General features: G+C 62.6%; 19 protein-coding genes. 11 read left to right on the top strand and 8 right to left on the bottom strand.

Annotated elements, in window-relative coordinates:
• The coding region (locus tag AKJ13_RS27105) for a carbohydrate porin (RefSeq protein WP_244471758.1) at window positions 1-1,344 on the bottom strand (1,344 nt) is incomplete at its 3' end.
• 402 nt (window positions 1,345-1,746) lie between these two features.
• Between AKJ13_RS27105 and AKJ13_RS27100 the strand changes: the two genes are divergently transcribed.
• The 4 genes from AKJ13_RS27100 to AKJ13_RS31675 all read left to right on the top strand — a co-directional run bounded on the left by AKJ13_RS27100 (window position 1,747) and on the right by AKJ13_RS31675 (window position 3,931).
• Complete coding sequence (locus AKJ13_RS27100) at window positions 1,747-2,325, top strand: recombinase family protein (RefSeq protein WP_050736111.1); 579 nt, start codon at window positions 1,747-1,749, stop codon at window positions 2,323-2,325.
• A 109-nt stretch (window positions 2,326-2,434) separates the two neighbouring features.
• Window positions 2,435-3,124, top strand: a complete 690-nt coding sequence (locus tag AKJ13_RS27095) for a helix-turn-helix domain-containing protein (protein WP_050736110.1) — start codon at window positions 2,435-2,437, stop codon at window positions 3,122-3,124.
• Between the two features lie 13 nt (window positions 3,125-3,137).
• Window positions 3,138-3,578, top strand: coding sequence for a hypothetical protein (locus AKJ13_RS27090; protein ID WP_050736109.1), 441 nt, complete (start codon window positions 3,138-3,140; stop codon window positions 3,576-3,578).
• A gap of 77 nt (window positions 3,579-3,655) precedes the next feature.
• Complete coding sequence (locus tag AKJ13_RS31675; protein WP_144426408.1) at window positions 3,656-3,931, top strand: hypothetical protein; 276 nt, start codon at window positions 3,656-3,658, stop codon at window positions 3,929-3,931.
• Window positions 3,932-3,960: 29 nt separating this feature from the next.
• Here AKJ13_RS31675 and AKJ13_RS27085 read toward each other — a convergent pair whose 3' ends face one another.
• The 3 genes from AKJ13_RS27085 to AKJ13_RS27075 are packed head-to-tail and all read right to left on the bottom strand — an operon-like array spanning window position 3,961 to window position 5,459.
• A complete protein-coding gene (locus tag AKJ13_RS27085) occupies window positions 3,961-4,788 on the bottom strand; it encodes a hypothetical protein (protein WP_050736108.1) in 828 nt (275 codons plus the stop codon).
• Window positions 4,789-4,815: 27 nt separating this feature from the next.
• The gene (locus AKJ13_RS27080; RefSeq protein ID WP_050736107.1) at window positions 4,816-5,133 is read right to left on the bottom strand and encodes a transcriptional regulator; all 318 of its coding nucleotides are present in this window, start codon (window positions 5,131-5,133) and stop codon (window positions 4,816-4,818) included.
• Window positions 5,133-5,459, bottom strand: coding sequence for a type II toxin-antitoxin system RelE/ParE family toxin (locus tag AKJ13_RS27075; RefSeq protein WP_050736106.1), 327 nt, complete (start codon window positions 5,457-5,459; stop codon window positions 5,133-5,135). Before AKJ13_RS27075 ends, AKJ13_RS27080 begins: the two co-directional genes overlap by 1 nt.
• A 295-nt stretch (window positions 5,460-5,754) precedes the next feature.
• Between AKJ13_RS27075 and AKJ13_RS27070 the strand changes: the two genes are divergently transcribed.
• The 4 genes from AKJ13_RS27070 (at window position 5,755) to AKJ13_RS27055 (ending at window position 9,100) form a co-directional block, all read left to right on the top strand.
• Complete coding sequence (locus tag AKJ13_RS27070) at window positions 5,755-6,711, top strand: toll/interleukin-1 receptor domain-containing protein (protein WP_050736105.1); 957 nt, start codon at window positions 5,755-5,757, stop codon at window positions 6,709-6,711.
• A 315-nt stretch (window positions 6,712-7,026) separates the two neighbouring features.
• Complete coding sequence (locus AKJ13_RS27065; protein WP_050736104.1) at window positions 7,027-7,680, top strand: ParA family protein; 654 nt, start codon at window positions 7,027-7,029, stop codon at window positions 7,678-7,680.
• The gene (locus AKJ13_RS27060) at window positions 7,655-7,939 is read left to right on the top strand and encodes a ribbon-helix-helix domain-containing protein (protein WP_050736103.1); all 285 of its coding nucleotides are present in this window, start codon (window positions 7,655-7,657) and stop codon (window positions 7,937-7,939) included. The genes AKJ13_RS27065 and AKJ13_RS27060 overlap by 26 nt, the downstream gene beginning before the upstream one ends.
• A gap of 147 nt (window positions 7,940-8,086) precedes the next feature.
• Complete coding sequence (locus AKJ13_RS27055; protein ID WP_050736102.1) at window positions 8,087-9,100, top strand: hypothetical protein; 1,014 nt, start codon at window positions 8,087-8,089, stop codon at window positions 9,098-9,100.
• A gap of 1,246 nt (window positions 9,101-10,346) precedes the next feature.
• On the opposite strand, the gene AKJ13_RS27050 is transcribed toward AKJ13_RS27055, so the two are convergent.
• Window positions 10,347-10,775 carry a DUF1810 domain-containing protein gene (locus AKJ13_RS27050; protein ID WP_050736101.1) on the bottom strand — a complete coding sequence of 143 codons (429 nt, stop codon included), beginning with the start codon at window positions 10,773-10,775 and terminating at the stop codon, window positions 10,347-10,349.
• Between the two features lie 395 nt (window positions 10,776-11,170).
• Window positions 11,171-11,371, bottom strand: a complete 201-nt coding sequence (locus AKJ13_RS27045; RefSeq protein ID WP_050736100.1) for a hypothetical protein — start codon at window positions 11,369-11,371, stop codon at window positions 11,171-11,173.
• Window positions 11,372-11,597: 226 nt separating this feature from the next.
• Here AKJ13_RS27045 and AKJ13_RS27040 point away from each other — a divergent pair, with 226 nt between their 5' ends.
• Both AKJ13_RS27040 and AKJ13_RS32015 read left to right on the top strand, forming a co-directional pair.
• Window positions 11,598-12,488 (top strand): 3'-5' exonuclease, encoded by an 891-nt coding sequence (locus AKJ13_RS27040; protein ID WP_050736099.1) that lies wholly within the window; start codon window positions 11,598-11,600, stop codon window positions 12,486-12,488.
• Between the two features lie 205 nt (window positions 12,489-12,693).
• The gene (locus AKJ13_RS32015; RefSeq protein WP_160320634.1) at window positions 12,694-12,858 is read left to right on the top strand and encodes a hypothetical protein; all 165 of its coding nucleotides are present in this window, start codon (window positions 12,694-12,696) and stop codon (window positions 12,856-12,858) included.
• Between the two features lie 55 nt (window positions 12,859-12,913).
• Here the strand turns inward: AKJ13_RS32015 and AKJ13_RS30980 are convergent, their stop codons facing one another.
• Window positions 12,914-13,465: a response regulator gene (locus tag AKJ13_RS30980; RefSeq protein WP_050736098.1), complete on the bottom strand. Its 552-nt coding sequence runs from the start codon at window positions 13,463-13,465 to the stop codon at window positions 12,914-12,916.
• 183 nt (window positions 13,466-13,648) lie between these two features.
• On the opposite strand from AKJ13_RS30980, the gene AKJ13_RS32010 reads away from it, so the two are divergent.
• The gene (locus AKJ13_RS32010; RefSeq protein ID WP_160320633.1) at window positions 13,649-13,807 is read left to right on the top strand and encodes a hypothetical protein; all 159 of its coding nucleotides are present in this window, start codon (window positions 13,649-13,651) and stop codon (window positions 13,805-13,807) included.
• Between the two features lie 7 nt (window positions 13,808-13,814).
• Here the strand turns inward: AKJ13_RS32010 and AKJ13_RS32925 are convergent, their stop codons facing one another.
• A complete protein-coding gene (locus AKJ13_RS32925) occupies window positions 13,815-14,006 on the bottom strand; it encodes a hypothetical protein (RefSeq protein WP_244471757.1) in 192 nt (63 codons plus the stop codon).
• Between the last annotated feature and the right edge of the window lie 328 nt (window positions 14,007-14,334).

The following is a 14,334-nucleotide window of genomic DNA, read 5'->3' as shown; positions in this document are numbered from 1 at the left end:
CACGGCCTCGCTGCTGCGTCGAGGACCCGGTACACCGGTCAGGAAAATCGCATCAGTGTCGAACTGTCGTGTACTGCGCGAGATCCGTGACAGGGCGAACGCCACGCCGACCGTGTCGTCGGATCGGCCTGGCAGCAGGCCTTTGTAGCCGATCCCCGCATCGAAGTAGAAGTCGAGCAGGTTGCGGTCGGTGGGCGAGGAAGACACGCGCATGAACACGGAGGCGCCGTCGTTCGGGTCGTCCGGCTCGCGGTACACCGTCTGGTCGATCATCGCGTAGATGCCGCTGTCGCCGCGGAAACGCCGCCCAATTCCAATGCTGTCAACGTCCGAGAGTGACCGACCTGATTGATCACGGCTCTGGCTGTTGAAGCGACCGAAATGGTACCAGCCGCCCAGCGTCACGGTCCCGGGTTCGATGTCGTCGTGTGCCTCCAAACCGTAGGCGTAGGCCGCCTCCGCGATGACCAGGGCCGGGTCGTTGATGCGAAAGTTCGTACCCGTGCGGTTTCGCCGTTGCGGATCGGGGTTGTTGTCCCCCCGCGCCGCGCCGGCCGGATCACCGTTGAACACGCCGACCTGCAGCGAAAAGTTTCTATTTGGCACGTACTTGGCTCGGATGCCCGGCGTAGCGAGCGGGTAGATGGGGCCGCCGCTCGGCAGGATGACGGCCATGATGTTGGGCCAGCCGAAGGTCGAGTTGATGAACAGCGTACCGGTCTGGCTGACGGCAAACTCGGTATCGCTGGCAAGCTGGCCGACGCGGATGCTGAGCTGATCGTCGAACAGCCGCTGCTCGAACCAAAGCTCGTAAAGGCGAGAGGACGGCAGCGCTTCAATGGCGCTGACGGTGATGAAGTTGTTGACGAAGTAGCGCGAGATGCCGGTGCCGTGGATCTGGTAGAGGTTGGAGTGGATGATGGCACCCTGCCAGCCGAGCAGCTTGTCGAGGTCGGCGTCGAACTGAACGTCGAGGCGGCCCTCAGCAACACCGCCGCGGCGTGAACCACCCGTCACGTTGCCGAAGCTCTCGCCGATGTAGGTCAGACTGTAACTGATGCCCTTCTGCAGCAGGAAACTGCGCACCCCACCAGGATCACCGTAGGGACCGAGCGGATCTTGGATTGAGGTGGTCAGATTGGCGGATGGCTTGGCTGAGGTGTCTGGCTGGGCCACCGATGTCTGTGGATCGCCACCGGCACCGCGTGGGTTCAGGAGGAAGGGTGTTTCCGACGCGATACGAGCGACCTCGGACAGAGGCGCGAGAAGGTCTTGTGCGTTTGCTGCCTGCCCAGCCAGCACCAGGCCAGCCCCAAAAACGGCCAGCCCTTTGACCCACACCACGTCTCGGACAACCCGCTTCTGAACCGCTCACCTCGTGCTGTGGGACAAAACTCAAAATCCATGACAGCGCTATGGCAAGGGCACATCTGGACACTGATGCCAGGGTATCGCCCAGCTTAACTTGCCGCTCTGAGATCCAGTAGTCGAAAACTGACGTTTGGTACCCACTCACGATGTCGGCTTCGGGTCGGAAGCGGTCATGTTCCAGCGTAACCGTTTCATTCAGCAAACCCTATTAGAACGCAACGGTAGGTAGCGCGATCGGTTGTGTACGAAAAACGATCGTTTTCCTTACATGTTGGCCGGACCCCTCCCCTGCACCTTAAAACGGCCCTGTTTGTGTAAGGAAAATATGTCAGGAAAACTATTGTAAGAAAAACGTCGTTGTGGGACTATCCTGACATGCTTGTCGGCTACGCGCGTGTGTCCACTCTCGACCAGAACCTGGACCTGCAGCGCGATGCCCTGCTGAAGGCCGGCTGCGAAAAGATTTTCGAGGAGAAAAAGAGCGGCAAGGCCGGCACCAAGCGGCCCGAGTTCGAGGCCGCCCTCGCCTATCTGCGTCCGATCGATGTGCTGGTGGTCTGGAAGCTCGACCGGCTCGGCCGCTCCCTCGTCGAGATGATGCGCACGATCGACGGGCTGCGCCTGAAAGAGATCCACTTCCGCAGCTTGACCGAGTCTTTTGACAGCGCCACCGCCCACGGCCGCTTCGCCCTGCAGATGCACGGCGCCATGGCCGAGTATTTTCTCGACCTTAACCGTGAGCGGACGATGGAAGGCCTCAAGGCCGCCGTTGCCCGCGGTCGCAAGGGCGGCCGGCGCAAAGCGTTGTCAGAGGGGGATCTGGAGGTGGGGCGTGCCCTGCTCGCGGCCGGCAACATCTCGATCGCCGAGATTGCCAAGCGCCTCGGGGTCAGCCGCATGACCTTCTACACCTACTTCCCGCAGGCGCGGACGCGCAGCCAAGCGGTAGCATAGGGGAAGACATGACCTTCTGTCCTTCCCTGGCGTTTCGCTGTCGTGGTGCTGTCGTGGCCCTAAACGGGCACCTCACGCACGGTCCTTCTGCAAAGAGGGAGCACCAAACATGACAAACAGTGAGAGCATCTTTGAGTCACGTCGCCTGACCAACGAGGAGTTAGGCCAGGTCATCGTCACGTGGCGTGAAGGTCGGGGATGGACGCAGGAGACGCTGGCTGAGTTGGCCGGCATCACCGTAAGGACGGTTCAGCGTGTCGAAGGGGGTGAACCCAGCAGTGTGGATACCCGACGGGCCCTTGCCCGGGCCTTGGACTGGGAAGACATCGACGCCTTCAACAAGCCCTGGCCGATGCCAAACCTGGAGCGGCTTAAGGCTGAACAAGAGCGGCTAGAGCGAGACACGCTGCCTGTCAGCATCACACCAGTGAAGACTGGCCGCGCGCTCCGGGAGATCGCCGAACTTGCCACAGCATGGCAGCACAGCCGGTTTGGCGAATTGAGCGACGCAGCGGAGGAGGCGTTAGCTGGTCTCCAAGAATATTTTCAAGACTACGGCGATATCAACGACTGCTACAGCCCGACCCAGAAGCTGGAGGTCAATCGGGATCTTCAAGCGCTTCTCGACGAACTCGCCAGCGAAGGCATCTCGATGAGTGCCGGGACCCGAGAGGTGCAGGTTCGTCTCAATGAGGTTGCCAAAAGTATGCCGGCCACGGTGGTACATCTGGTTGCGGGGTCAACTGGTGCGATGCCGGAGACCATCCGTGTTCCCCGGCAGGCCAAGATGGCGTGGTAGGAGTCGAACGACCATGCCGATCCGTCCGGAAAACCGCTTTTTCTACCCGATCGACTGGGTGCAGCTCTCGCAAGTGATCCGCTTCGAGCGGGCCAAGGGCTGCTGCGAAGGCTGCGGCCGGCCGCACGGCCAGCTGATCTGCCATCTGGGCGACGGGCGCTGGTGGGACGACGTTGCGCGGACGTGGCGCAGCGGCAAGGGCCGCAAGCTGAAGTTGGCGCCCCCTGAAGCCCTGCCGGCCAGCACCGAACATCATACTACCCGGGTGTATTTGGCCTGTGCCCACCTGGATCACGACCCGGGCAATAACGCGCCGGCCAACCTCAAGGCGCTCTGCCAGCGTTGCCACATCCTGCACGACCGAGAGGAACACCAGCGCCAGCGCTGGTTCACCTATCGGGTTCGCAAAGCGCTGGGCGACCTGTTCCTTGGCCCCTACCCGTTTCGGTACTGAGACAAGCTCTACCCTTGCACAAAGGGCCGTTTGCGGCTTACCGTTTGCCGTAAACCGTAAAGAGGAAAGAGCTGTATATGAACGAAGATTGGCAGATCCATTACTATCAGTTCCAGACCCACCATGGTGTGGTCGGTCTCATTCCCGAGCCCGGTGGCCGCTACAAGGTCATGTTTGGTGAGGAAAATCTTGGCTCTTACGCCAATGCGGCCTTGGCTGCCGCCAACGTGAGCGGAGGTTATACGTCTACGCCATCAACGGGCGTGGATCTGGGACAGCTCAATATCCCGACTGATGTCAATGAATGGGATCGGAAGGTTTTCGGAACGTTCAGCCGCCGCCGACCCGCCTAACGCGGGCGCCCGACCCGAGCTTGTGCCCCTCAGCTATAGCCAAGCGCAGCCATCAAAGCTGTATAACCCTTATAGATCCCCCCTAAGGCACCTCCTGCACCACCCAACACGATCAGGGTGGTGTAGATCCAGTGCTTTTTGGCGAGGTAGAGTAGCGTTCGTAACGATAGTCCATGGGTCTCTTTCCAACTAGTGTTGACCTTTAGGGTCTTATCGAACGCGCGCTGTGCCAAGTTGCAGAACACATCTACCTTGCGCAGCGTTGAGCGATGCAAATCAACGTATTTGCCCTGATTAAAAGCCTCTGCTTCCTGCGCGCCTGTCATAAAATCCAGAGCTTCGATGCTGTTCTTCTCCAGCAAGGTCTCAAGACGCGGGTGGCCAATGTAGGCCACGCCATACAGATCGATTAGAAGCCGCGACAGATCGAGTTTCCGATCGTCGGGTAGGACGATAGGGTTACCGCCCAGGACTTTGTAGCGATGTTCGATCGCGCGAAACCCGTAATTTTTGTCGCGCATGTTCCAGTGCACGAACGTGCGCTCTGTGTTGTTGCGCATAAACTCGAAGAATTCATTGAGCATAAGCTTCTCATACTCGTTGTACGAGGGCTCGATGTCGGCGCTTTTGAGGCTGACGCCCCTGATCTCTGCGATCTGATGAATAGAGAACGACTCAGTCTGGGCGTTGTCCAGCTTGCGAACTGCTATTGATGTGATGCGGGGCGATCGTCCGTCTGGAAGATCGTAAAAGCTCTCACAGGAATAGTGAATGACGCTGACCCGCTCAGGGATCGCAAAGATCTGCTTGAGCTTGGCGCGGGCTCTGCCGTGCCGCTCGAACTGGTTCGCTGCCATACCCGCTCTACTATTCTAGTTGGCTCTTTAACGGGCGGTCGCAACTTCGAGTTGGACACCAGCCGCCTTCTGCACCGTGCTCAGCACGCTGAACAGGTTGCTGGCTGTGGGATTGCCGGTCGGGCTGAGCATGCGCATCAGGCTCTTGGATGAGCTGCCGGTCTCCGCCGCCAGGCGCTCAAAGCCGATCGTCGCATTGATGTAGTCGCGGAGGACCGCTTTGCCCGTGTCGAGGTCGCCGGCCAGGAACTGGTCGACCGCCTCGGTGAGCAGGGCGTCGCGGAACGCCGGGTCGCGCTCGGCGCGCGCCTTCACGGTGTCCTTGAAGCTGCGGGTCAGGGCCATCACCCCTCCTCCTTCTTGCGTCGTTTGTACTCCGCCCAGTGCGCCTGCGCCTCGGCGATGTCGTCCTGCTGCCGGCGCTTGGTGCCGCCACACAGCAGGATGATCAGCGTGTCCCCATCCCGGCCGAAATACAGCCGGTAGCCGGGACCCCAGTCGATCCGGAACTCCTGGACCCCTCCCCCGACCGCCTTGGCGTTCGAGAGATTGCCGCGCTCCATCCGCGTCAGCGCCACCGTGACCTTGGCCGCCGCCTGGGCGTCCAGATCATCGAACCAGCTGGCGAACGGGCTCCCTCCGCGGGCGTCCAGAAACTCCCTGATCTCCATTCACTATAGTACCGTATATGTTACCAATCAAGCCCGCTCTGACAGGCTGCTGGCTCTTCGGTACACCGGAGCGGCTTAGCGAGTCCCTGCGGCTGCCCGCCAGAACGGCAGGTTTCTGCCAAAACGGCTAAGTTACCGCATGCCGTTCACGGTTTACGGTAAGCCGGTCACCGCAAACGGCGACGTTGAACAAAAACGGAACGAACGCCTGGCCTGGCCATTGGTCTGCTGAGCTGCCAAGGCCGCCGCATCGGAGAGCAGCGCAACCCGATCACGCCTGGAGGCGCTGTCCCCGATGCCGAACAACGCCTTCATCTCCTACGCCCACGCCGACGACAAACACCTGGAGCGCCTGCACAAGCATCTGGCCATGCTCCGCCGGGACGGCCGCCTGCAGGCCTGGTCGGATCACGCAATCATCCCCGGCGACAACGTCGGGCAGACGATCAGCGCGGGGCTGGAGCAGAGCAGCCTTTTCATCGCGCTGGTCAGCCCGGACTACCTGAACTCCAACTACTGCTACGAAAAGGAATTCCAGCGGGCGCTGCAGCTGCAGGCGGAGGGCCGCCTGCGCATCGTGGCCGTGATCCTCGAACCGTGCGACTGGCTCAACTCGCCGTTCAGCGAGATCCTGGTCCTGCCCAAGGACGGCAAGCCGGTGTCCGAATGGACCAACGAGAACACCGCCTACCTCAATGCCGTCGAGGGGATCCGCCGCGCCCTAACCGCATCCCCCTCCCCCGGGCCGGAGGCTGCGGCCGAAGTGGGCGGCACGATGGTGCCCGGCACCGCCCGCCGCGTGCGGGTCAAACAGCAGTTCGACGCGATCCAGAAGGCCGAGTATGCCGAGCAGGCGTTTCGGACAATCCAGACCTATTTTCAGAAGGCCTGCGCCGAGCTGCACGAGGCCAGCGGCCAGATCCGCGCACGGTTCGAGTCGATGGGGCCGACCGCATTCACCTGCACGGTGGTCAACCGCGCCCTGATGCGCAACGGCGAGGCACACATCACGGTCCGCCACGCCCGCGGCGGTCGCATGCATGTCGGTGACCTGTCCTTCGTCTACCAGCCGCATGCCGAGGCCGGCACGTCGAACGGCTGGATGAGCGTCGAAGCGGACGACTACAACCTGTTCCTGAACGCCATGATCGACGGGCTGGGACGCTCCCGAGACGAGAAGGTCACGCCGGAGCAGGCTGCCGAATGGCTCTGGAACAACTTCGTCACCCAGGCCGGGATCGAGTACGAGTAGGGTTGCCGCTTACGGTATGCGGTACGCCGCAACTGCGGCGGTCGCGCCCCCTGCATCGAATATCGCTGCTCCAGCCAGCAGGCCCCTGTTCAAACAGCCTTACCGTATGCCGTTTGCGGTAACTGGTGGTGGTCGTTGAGATGTGGAACCGCTCCCCGCATCAACGGAGGCTGAGCAGCTGGCATCGCTCCTGGCTTTGCCGTAAACGGCATGCCGCTTGCCGTGTGCCGCATAGGGCACACCGCTTGCCGCATACCGTGTGCAGCTTGCTGTTAACCGCTTGCCGTTTAGGCTCGCCCCCGAAAGGATGCCGCCATGAACGTCATCGCATTTGTCACCCAGAAGGGCGGCACTGGAAAAAGCAGCCTGGCCGTCTCCTTGGCCGTTGCGGCCGAGGAACGGGGGATCAAAACCTCGATCATCGATCTCGACCCGCAGGGCACCGCCAAGAACTGGTACGAGCGGCGGGAGGGGACCGGCGGCCCGGAGGTCAACGCCCTCCAGGCCGGCCAGCTCGAGGCCGCCATGGGGCTCCTCAAGAAGCAGGGGGTCCAGCTCGTCATCATCGACACGCCCGGCGTCGACACCCCGGCCGCCACCGCGGCGATCCAGGTCGCCAACCTGTGCCTGATCCCGGCCCGACCGAGCATCGCCGATATCGAGGCTGCCGCGCCGACCGTGCGCAGCATCACCCGCCTCGGCAAACCGTTCTCCTACGTCCTCAACCAGTGCCCGCCGGGCCGCTCGATCCGCACCGGCGACGCGTTCCGCGTCCTGCAGCTGTCCGGGGCGGTGGCGAACACACCGCTCGCGATGCGCGCCGACCACATGGACGCGCTGGCGACAGGGCAGGGGGTCACCGAACGCGACACCACCAGCAAGGCCGCCGCCGAAGTGCGCGAGCTGCTGCAGTGGGCGCTCAACCGCATGGAAGGAAAACAGCATGGCCAAGAAACCCGCGTCGCTTGAAATCGCCCTCGGCGGTCACAGCCAGCCCGTTGCCCAGGACACCGCCGAGGTCGTGCAGCACCCGTCCGCCTCGGCTGCCCGTCCGGGTAAGCCGCAGGAGGCCAAGCTCACGGTCTACGTGCCGCCGGCCGCCAGCAAGCGCCTGCGCCTAATGTGCATCGAGCACGACCGCGACCTGAACAGCTACCTGCGCGAAGGCCTCGACATGGTCCTGGCCAAGTACGGCCAGCCGTCGCTCGCGGAGTTTTCCGATAAGTAAGAGGCGGCATGCGGCTTGCGGTAAACCGTAAGCCGTAAACCGTCCGGGGTGCCGACAGGCTGCTGCAACAGTGAGCAGAAATTTGGGGCTGCTGTTCCCGAATTTTGGTGCCACTGTTCCCGTCATGCCCTAGCTTGAGTCGCAGCCATGACCACCGGACGCCCGCTCACGCCTGAAGAACAGCAGCGCCTCGCGCGCCGCGAGCGGACGCTCAAGAACCGGCGCGGCCGACGCAACCCGGCCGTGATGCCGGACCGTCTGGCGCGGACCTCGGCCTTCGTGCCGCGCAAGGTCAACCTGATCACCGACAGCAATTTCACCCGCGTCTACGAGGTGCCGGGCTACTCGGTCGTCGAGGTGAGGGGGCGCGAGCTGGGCAGCCAGCACCGGGATGCAATCTACGCCCTGTTTCGCCTGAAGCGCGAAAAGGTCTCCATGCCCAACCCGGACTACCGGCCGGGCACGTTCATTCCGCCCATGCGGACCTACTACGAGACGCGGACAAGCTGGCGCGAGCTGATCCGCGTGATGGGCCGCACCGAGCACGTGAACAACCTCCTGAGCCTGGTGCACGTGTTCCAGGAGATTCAGCAGGTCAGCGTGCTGATCCACGAGGGCCGCTCCCTCGACGAGCTCGACAAGATCAAGAAAACCCGTTCGACCGGCGCCCTGCCCGACAGCCGAGGCAGCGCCGCGCCGCTGATCACCGAGGTCAGCTGGGAAGGCGCCCAGCTCGATAGCAGCGTCACGGTCCGCTATGGCCCGAGCGTGCTGCAGATGATCGAGAAGGCGCACCTGGTCAGCATCAACGCCGACGTGCAGTTCCGCCTCAAGGGCGATCACGCCAAGACGTTCTGGCCGTTCATCGACAGCCAGCCGGCCTTCGCCTGGATCGATGAGGAGCGCTTGGCACAGCTCGCCGGCCGGGATCTGTGGTCGGACAAGGAGACCAGCGCGACCCGCGCCCAGTTCCGCAAGGACTGCCGGCAGGCCTTCAACGATATGGTCGCCGCCGGTGGCCTGAAGGAGTGGCGCGAGGAGATTACCGGCTCCGGCTGGAAGAAGTCGCGCCGCTACCACTACACCCACGCCGCGCCAACCCAGCTGGAAATGGATCTGGCGAAGGCCGCCGGGCAGGCGGCGGCACAGTTGACCGCCTAAGCGTCTGAATTCCCTTGCTGCCGTCCGGAAGTGCAGCCCCAAATTGCGGACAGACTGCGCACCGGCCGCTGGCAGGCTACGTGCTGGTGCGTGCCGCTAAACCCTTGCAATCATTAAAGGCGAACCGGAAAGCCAGCCCCAAAATTGGTCCAGCAGGTAGTGCGGCCGGTCATACCACGGCAAGAGGGTTGCCCACTAAGTGCCTGTGTTTGCTTGCCGCACATCGGAAAGTCGGCCCCAAATTCAGGCCCAGAACGGCATTCCAGTGCCCTGTTCGGAGGTGCTCGCGTGCCGGAAGAGGGCCAAACGCCCGTGCGGGAACGGCGGCCCCAAATTTCGGCAGAAATCCGCCGTTGGCGCGCGCTCACAAGCGCCGCCTTAGGGCTGTGGATAACACGGGGTGCCACCGGAAGTGCAGCCCCAAATTTAGGGAAGTCCGGCCCCAAATTCGGGAAGTCCGGCCCCAAATTACTGGAATCCTGGCCCCAAATTTAGGTACTAACCCACTGCCAATAAAAAGGAATTTTCATAAAGACTTCTTATATAGATATCTTAAAGAGACCTAAAGAGACGCAGGCCTGTGGAGAAACTCCACAGAATCTGGCCCTTGGATAAGCCCGTGGACAGGCTGTGCATCTCCGGATCCGTCTGAACAGGCACACCCCCCACCCCTTTTCGCTGCGCGAAAACCCGCTCCCCCACCCAATGCGGAAGCCGCCTCCGGCGGCTCGATTACAGATGGTGGTCGCCTAACGGCGACCAAAGATAGGCTCCCCGAGTGTGTGAGTGGCAAAATCCACCTGAGCGGTCTCAGGAAGCGTTTGGGGCGGCAGAACCGACAGCGTGACGGCAGAGGCGCCGAAACCTGCTCACAGCCCTCCTGAGAGGCTTTGTCACCGCGCTGAGCGCGGTGGGGTGATGATGCAGTCGTGAAGCGGCTGCGAATCCCGTAGGCGAGGGGGTGCCGATCCGTCAGTTGGGCTCGGCCCGCGGCGCGGCCACGACAAATCTGAGGCTGGCTTTCCCGTGACCGTTCAGGCCCTCAACCAGACACTTGATCGGCCCCGTGGCTGAGGTGAACCCGAGGCTAGTGCGGCCGTTCGGCCCAAAAATCCGGGCAATTTGGGGCCGGTGTTCCCGCAGAAATCGGAGCTGGCAGCCAATTTGGGGTTGGCTTTCCGGCTAGTCGATTCGTGCCGCGCGGCTTACGGTTTGTGGTAAACGGCTTACGGTATACGGCGGAAGGTCAGTTAAGAGCGAGCAGGGAAAGGGTACGCCGATCCTGCCCGCCCCCGTAATATCGCTCCAAGGCCTGCCGGAACCCAGGCCGGTCCGGAGCGGCCAGCGCAAACAGCGTCATGCTCGAACGGAATTTCAGATCGTCGGGGGCGCCGAACACCTGTTGCGCGGTCCGGCCAGCCACCCCGTTGACCGCGGTGGTGCAGACCTGCAGGCGCTCACTCAGCACCGGGTGCTGGAGGTAGGCGCGCGCCTCGTCGAGAGACCTGAGCGCATAGCGCTCCGCCATCGCGCTGGATCCAAGGCCGGCGAGCTGCGGAAAGATAAACCACATCCAGTGGCTGCGCTTGTGACCCGCTGACAGCTCCTGCAGCGCCTGGTCATAGGTGCCGTGCTGCGCGTTGACGAATCGCTTGAGGTCAAAAGGGTCAGGCATTCGGTCATAACGCCGCCGGCCCGCGGCAGGTCCGCCGCATGCGGTTTACCGTATGCCGTAAACGGTGACAGCCACCCCGTTGCCGCGATGGCCGCCGATCCCTTCACGGTCATCGCCATCCCTGGCTGTACCGTAGGGGTATGCTGACACAGAAAACTGATCCCTTCGAGAAAATCCTAGCGGGGGTACGGGGGACGGTAATGAGGCCCCCGCACGCGCAGCGTGCCATGAAGGCTCGCGCCAGAGGCGCGGCCGCATCTGGCTGCCGGCGAAAACGTGATCCTGATGATCCTGCCGCGCACCGCCGAGGCGGTTGTCCCTACCTTCTGACCGCTGGGCACAAAAAAGGGCCAGCCTCCCGGCTGGCCCCTTCGTCGCATCCGCGACGCTGCGCCTTACTCGGCGGCGGTCATATCAGGGGTGTAGTGGCCGCACCAGTCCGCGCTCGCCACCACCGGCCAGAGGCCCTTGGCTTCCGGCGCGGGCTGGCTGACGGGCGGGTTGAAGCGGCACAGGCCGGCATCGTTCTGCGCGACGGCGCCGTTGCCCTTGTGCTCGTCGAAGAAGCGGCAGGTCTCACACTTCGCATTGGCCATCTGTGGCTCCCAAGGCTGGTAGGCGGCTGTCCCGCCCGCTGTTGCGAATTAGAACAGCTACAATCTGCCGGGTCAACGGCCAGGCTGTTGCGGGGTTCCAGGGCCGCTGTGGACAGCGCGCGCGATCCTGCTGGCCAGCTCGTCGCATCCAAGGTTAAGCTTTTGGCGAGAGCTCGCCGGCAGAGGTGCCCGAGCCAGGGAGAACCAAGCCGGGATCGTCAGACACGTGAGCCAGCCCCTCGACAGCATCGCCGCCGTGCTTGAAGGCACGGGTGACTACCGCGTGCTGCGCCGGCTGGAGCCGCTGGCGGATCATCCGGAGGCCCCCGACGAGCCGACGTTTATCGGCCTGGTCGTCGACGTGGAAACCACCGGCACCGACTTCGCCACCGACGAGGTGATCGAGCTCGGGATCCTCAAGTTCGAGTACGGCGCCAGCGGGCGGATCTACCGCCTGCTCGACACCCTCAACCAGTTGCACCAGCCCAGCAAACCGATCCCGCCGGAGATCACCCGGCTGACCGGCATCAGCGATGCCGATGTCGCCGGGCAGAAGATCGACGATGCCGCAGTGGCGCGGATCGCCGCCGACGCTGCGGTGATCATCGCCCACAATGCCAGCTTCGACCGGCAGATGTGCGAACCGCGCTGGCCGGTGTTCCGCGACAAGAACTGGGGCTGCAGCTGCCACCAGATCCCGTGGCGCGCCGAGGGCCACGAGGGCATGAAACTTGGCTACCTGCTGACCGACTGCGGGTTCTTCCATCGCGGGCACCGGGCGATCGACGACTGCCACGCCCTGCTGGCGCTGCTCGCCCGGCCGCTGCAGCTCTCCGGTACGCTGGCGCTCGCCGCCCTGCTGGAGACCGCCAGAAAGCCCACCGTGCGGCTCTGGGCCGAGGGCGCACCGAAGGAGCTGAAAGACCTCCTGAAGGCGCGGCGCTACCGCTGGAGCCCGACGCGCCGCACCTGGTACGTCGACCTCGACGAGGCGCAGATCGAGATTGAGCACGGCTACCTGGCCGAGCGGATCTACCGCCGGCCGGTCACCGGCCTGCCCTCGGACCGGTTCACCGCACGCGATCGGTTCTCCAGCCGGACCAATCCGGACCTGTGAGACGCGCGCTGCGGACTTTTGATGAGAGCGCAAAGACTTATCTGCCGACCGGACGGCACAGGTGGCGTAAATGAGGCGTCTAGCCTAGCAAAAGTTCGCACAGTTGAAAAGCCAACAGAATTTAATTTCTGGAACTGCCTGCTGACCCCTCCCGTTGTCGGAACACGCAACGCCAAGAGCGTGCGATCACTCAGAATGAGAGCCGATGACCGAGAGTAAGCAGCAGTCCCAAGCATCGAATACTGATAATCATCGCACCAACGGCAAGAACCCGGACAAGCCGAACCAGGGTACAGTCGAGCATTCCGACGACGGCCGCCTGAAGGAAAACCGCGATAAGGGCGTCCATCGCGGCGACAAGGAGGACTGAGGTCTCTCCAAGCGATAGAAAAGATGCGGCTTGGTTCTTTTGGCCCGGTGTGCGGTCAGTGGCTCAGACGGGAGGGCACCTGCACCGCCCGGTGGGTCTCAACCAGCAGCGCGAGCGGCAGCCAAGGCTTGGGTAGCGTCGTGACCGCGGGTGGAAGGGTGGACTGCGGCCGGCCCGCCGTCGCCAGGATCACCGGGATCCCCATTCCGGACCGACGAAGCGCCTGGGCGAGGCCAAACCCGTCCAGCGGACCGGCCAGCTGCTGATCGGCGACGACCAGCGCAACCTCGCTGGCACGCTGCTCCAAGGCGCTCAGGGCCTGCTCGCCCGTATCGCAGCAGACGACGTCCAGCTCACTTGCGCGTAAAAGCGTCGCCGCCTGCTCGGACATGGTCGGACAATGACCGACCACGACCACCAGCGGCGTGGGTGTGGGCTCCTCGACGTCCGGGTATTCGAGCCGCGCCAGCAACTCCAACAAGGGTTGGGGCCAATCCTCACACTGCTCGATGGGCAGCAACTGCGCCAGGCCGTAGGCCACGGCGTTCAGGAGGGGGTTGTCGGCACCGTCCATGCCGCATGAGACAACGTTCTCGATCTGCTGCATCCAGCTCCCATACTGAAGGATGCCCTTCCTGCATCGCTTCAGCCCAATTGATTTGCGTTAACATCTCAGGGGTGAATGGCGCGAAACGTGGAGGGTTGCACGACCACGGCGGAAAAATCATCCGCTGGTTGTGGGGGGAACCCCCTGATCCGGGAACAGAAAAATAACTTTTCCCCACTGAGGATGCGCCGCCTGCCAGCCCGGGTGCCGGAGATGCGGCCCCCGCATCTCGATTACCGGCCGCTGACCCAGATGGGCGACGAGCTGCACCTATACCCGCTTTTGCTCGCGGCCGGGATCGCGGCCGGGGCCGGGGTCCTTTATGCGGCAGCCTGGAACTGAACTCGGTTCAAGCCTGCGGCGGCACCGGTGCAAGCTGCCAAGCGGCAGCGTTGCCTTTTCGGCCTTCAATCCTTTGGATCAAGCCTTTGTCCCGGAGCCTGTAAAACACGTCTTTCATCTGGTTTTCAGATTTGATGCCCGTGATCTCACGCGCCTGATTATTTTGTATTTCCGGGTGTTTATGGAGATACTCCATCACCAATACCTCAGGCGATGCCAGGGGCGTGTGAGGAATTGTCACGACAACACAATTGCCATCTTCAACCAGGGTCGGGCTTTTAAGCTTCTAATCCTTCATTTTGTCAAAGGCGGTGTTTAAGCCTTCGCCTAGGTCCTTGTTCGGCGCATCTTTGTACTTGGCGAGGCTGCGGACGATTTTAGACAATCTTCCTGCCGTCAATCTTCGCGGCTTTACGATCAAATAAATCACTTTCTCTACGCTCGCACAGAGAAAGGGCGTCGGCATATGAAATAGTCAGCACATCCAACATTGAATGTTTCCATCCCTTTGGGCAAGGGTCTTAACA

It is taken from the genome of Methylobacterium sp. ARG-1 (assembly GCF_001262595.1).
GTDB lineage: Bacteria > Pseudomonadota > Alphaproteobacteria > Rhizobiales > Beijerinckiaceae > Methylobacterium > Methylobacterium brachiatum.
Note: the sequence above shows the minus strand (reverse complement) of the source record. Positions and strands in the feature narration are given on the sequence as shown.

Bases quoted from the DNA above. Each gene is read 5' to 3' on its own strand.
- AKJ13_RS27095 (WP_050736110.1), top strand. From the start codon at position 2,435: ATGACAAACAGTGAGAGCATCTTTGAGTCACGTCGCCTGACCAACGAG.
- AKJ13_RS27080 (WP_050736107.1), bottom strand. From the start codon at position 5,133: ATGGCCCTGACCCGCAGCTTCAAGGACACCGTGAAGGCGCGCGCCGAG.
- AKJ13_RS32010 (WP_160320633.1), top strand. From the start codon at position 13,649: ATGCGCCGCCTGCCAGCCCGGGTGCCGGAGATGCGGCCCCCGCATCTC.
- AKJ13_RS31675 (WP_144426408.1), top strand. From the start codon at position 3,656: ATGAACGAAGATTGGCAGATCCATTACTATCAGTTCCAGACCCACCAT.
- AKJ13_RS27100 (WP_050736111.1), top strand. From the start codon at position 1,747: ATGCTTGTCGGCTACGCGCGTGTGTCCACTCTCGACCAGAACCTGGAC.
- AKJ13_RS27070 (WP_050736105.1), top strand. From the start codon at position 5,755: ATGCCGAACAACGCCTTCATCTCCTACGCCCACGCCGACGACAAACAC.
- AKJ13_RS27050 (WP_050736101.1), bottom strand. From the start codon at position 10,775: ATGCCTGACCCTTTTGACCTCAAGCGATTCGTCAACGCGCAGCACGGC.
- AKJ13_RS27065 (WP_050736104.1), top strand. From the start codon at position 7,027: ATGAACGTCATCGCATTTGTCACCCAGAAGGGCGGCACTGGAAAAAGC.
- AKJ13_RS30980 (WP_050736098.1), bottom strand. From the start codon at position 13,465: ATGCAGCAGATCGAGAACGTTGTCTCATGCGGCATGGACGGTGCCGAC.
- AKJ13_RS27085 (WP_050736108.1), bottom strand. From the start codon at position 4,788: ATGGCAGCGAACCAGTTCGAGCGGCACGGCAGAGCCCGCGCCAAGCTC.
- AKJ13_RS32015 (WP_160320634.1), top strand. From the start codon at position 12,694: ATGACCGAGAGTAAGCAGCAGTCCCAAGCATCGAATACTGATAATCAT.
- AKJ13_RS27060 (WP_050736103.1), top strand. From the start codon at position 7,655: ATGGCCAAGAAACCCGCGTCGCTTGAAATCGCCCTCGGCGGTCACAGC.
- AKJ13_RS27055 (WP_050736102.1), top strand. From the start codon at position 8,087: ATGACCACCGGACGCCCGCTCACGCCTGAAGAACAGCAGCGCCTCGCG.
- AKJ13_RS27090 (WP_050736109.1), top strand. From the start codon at position 3,138: ATGCCGATCCGTCCGGAAAACCGCTTTTTCTACCCGATCGACTGGGTG.
- AKJ13_RS27075 (WP_050736106.1), bottom strand. From the start codon at position 5,459: ATGGAGATCAGGGAGTTTCTGGACGCCCGCGGAGGGAGCCCGTTCGCC.
- AKJ13_RS27045 (WP_050736100.1), bottom strand. From the start codon at position 11,371: ATGGCCAATGCGAAGTGTGAGACCTGCCGCTTCTTCGACGAGCACAAG.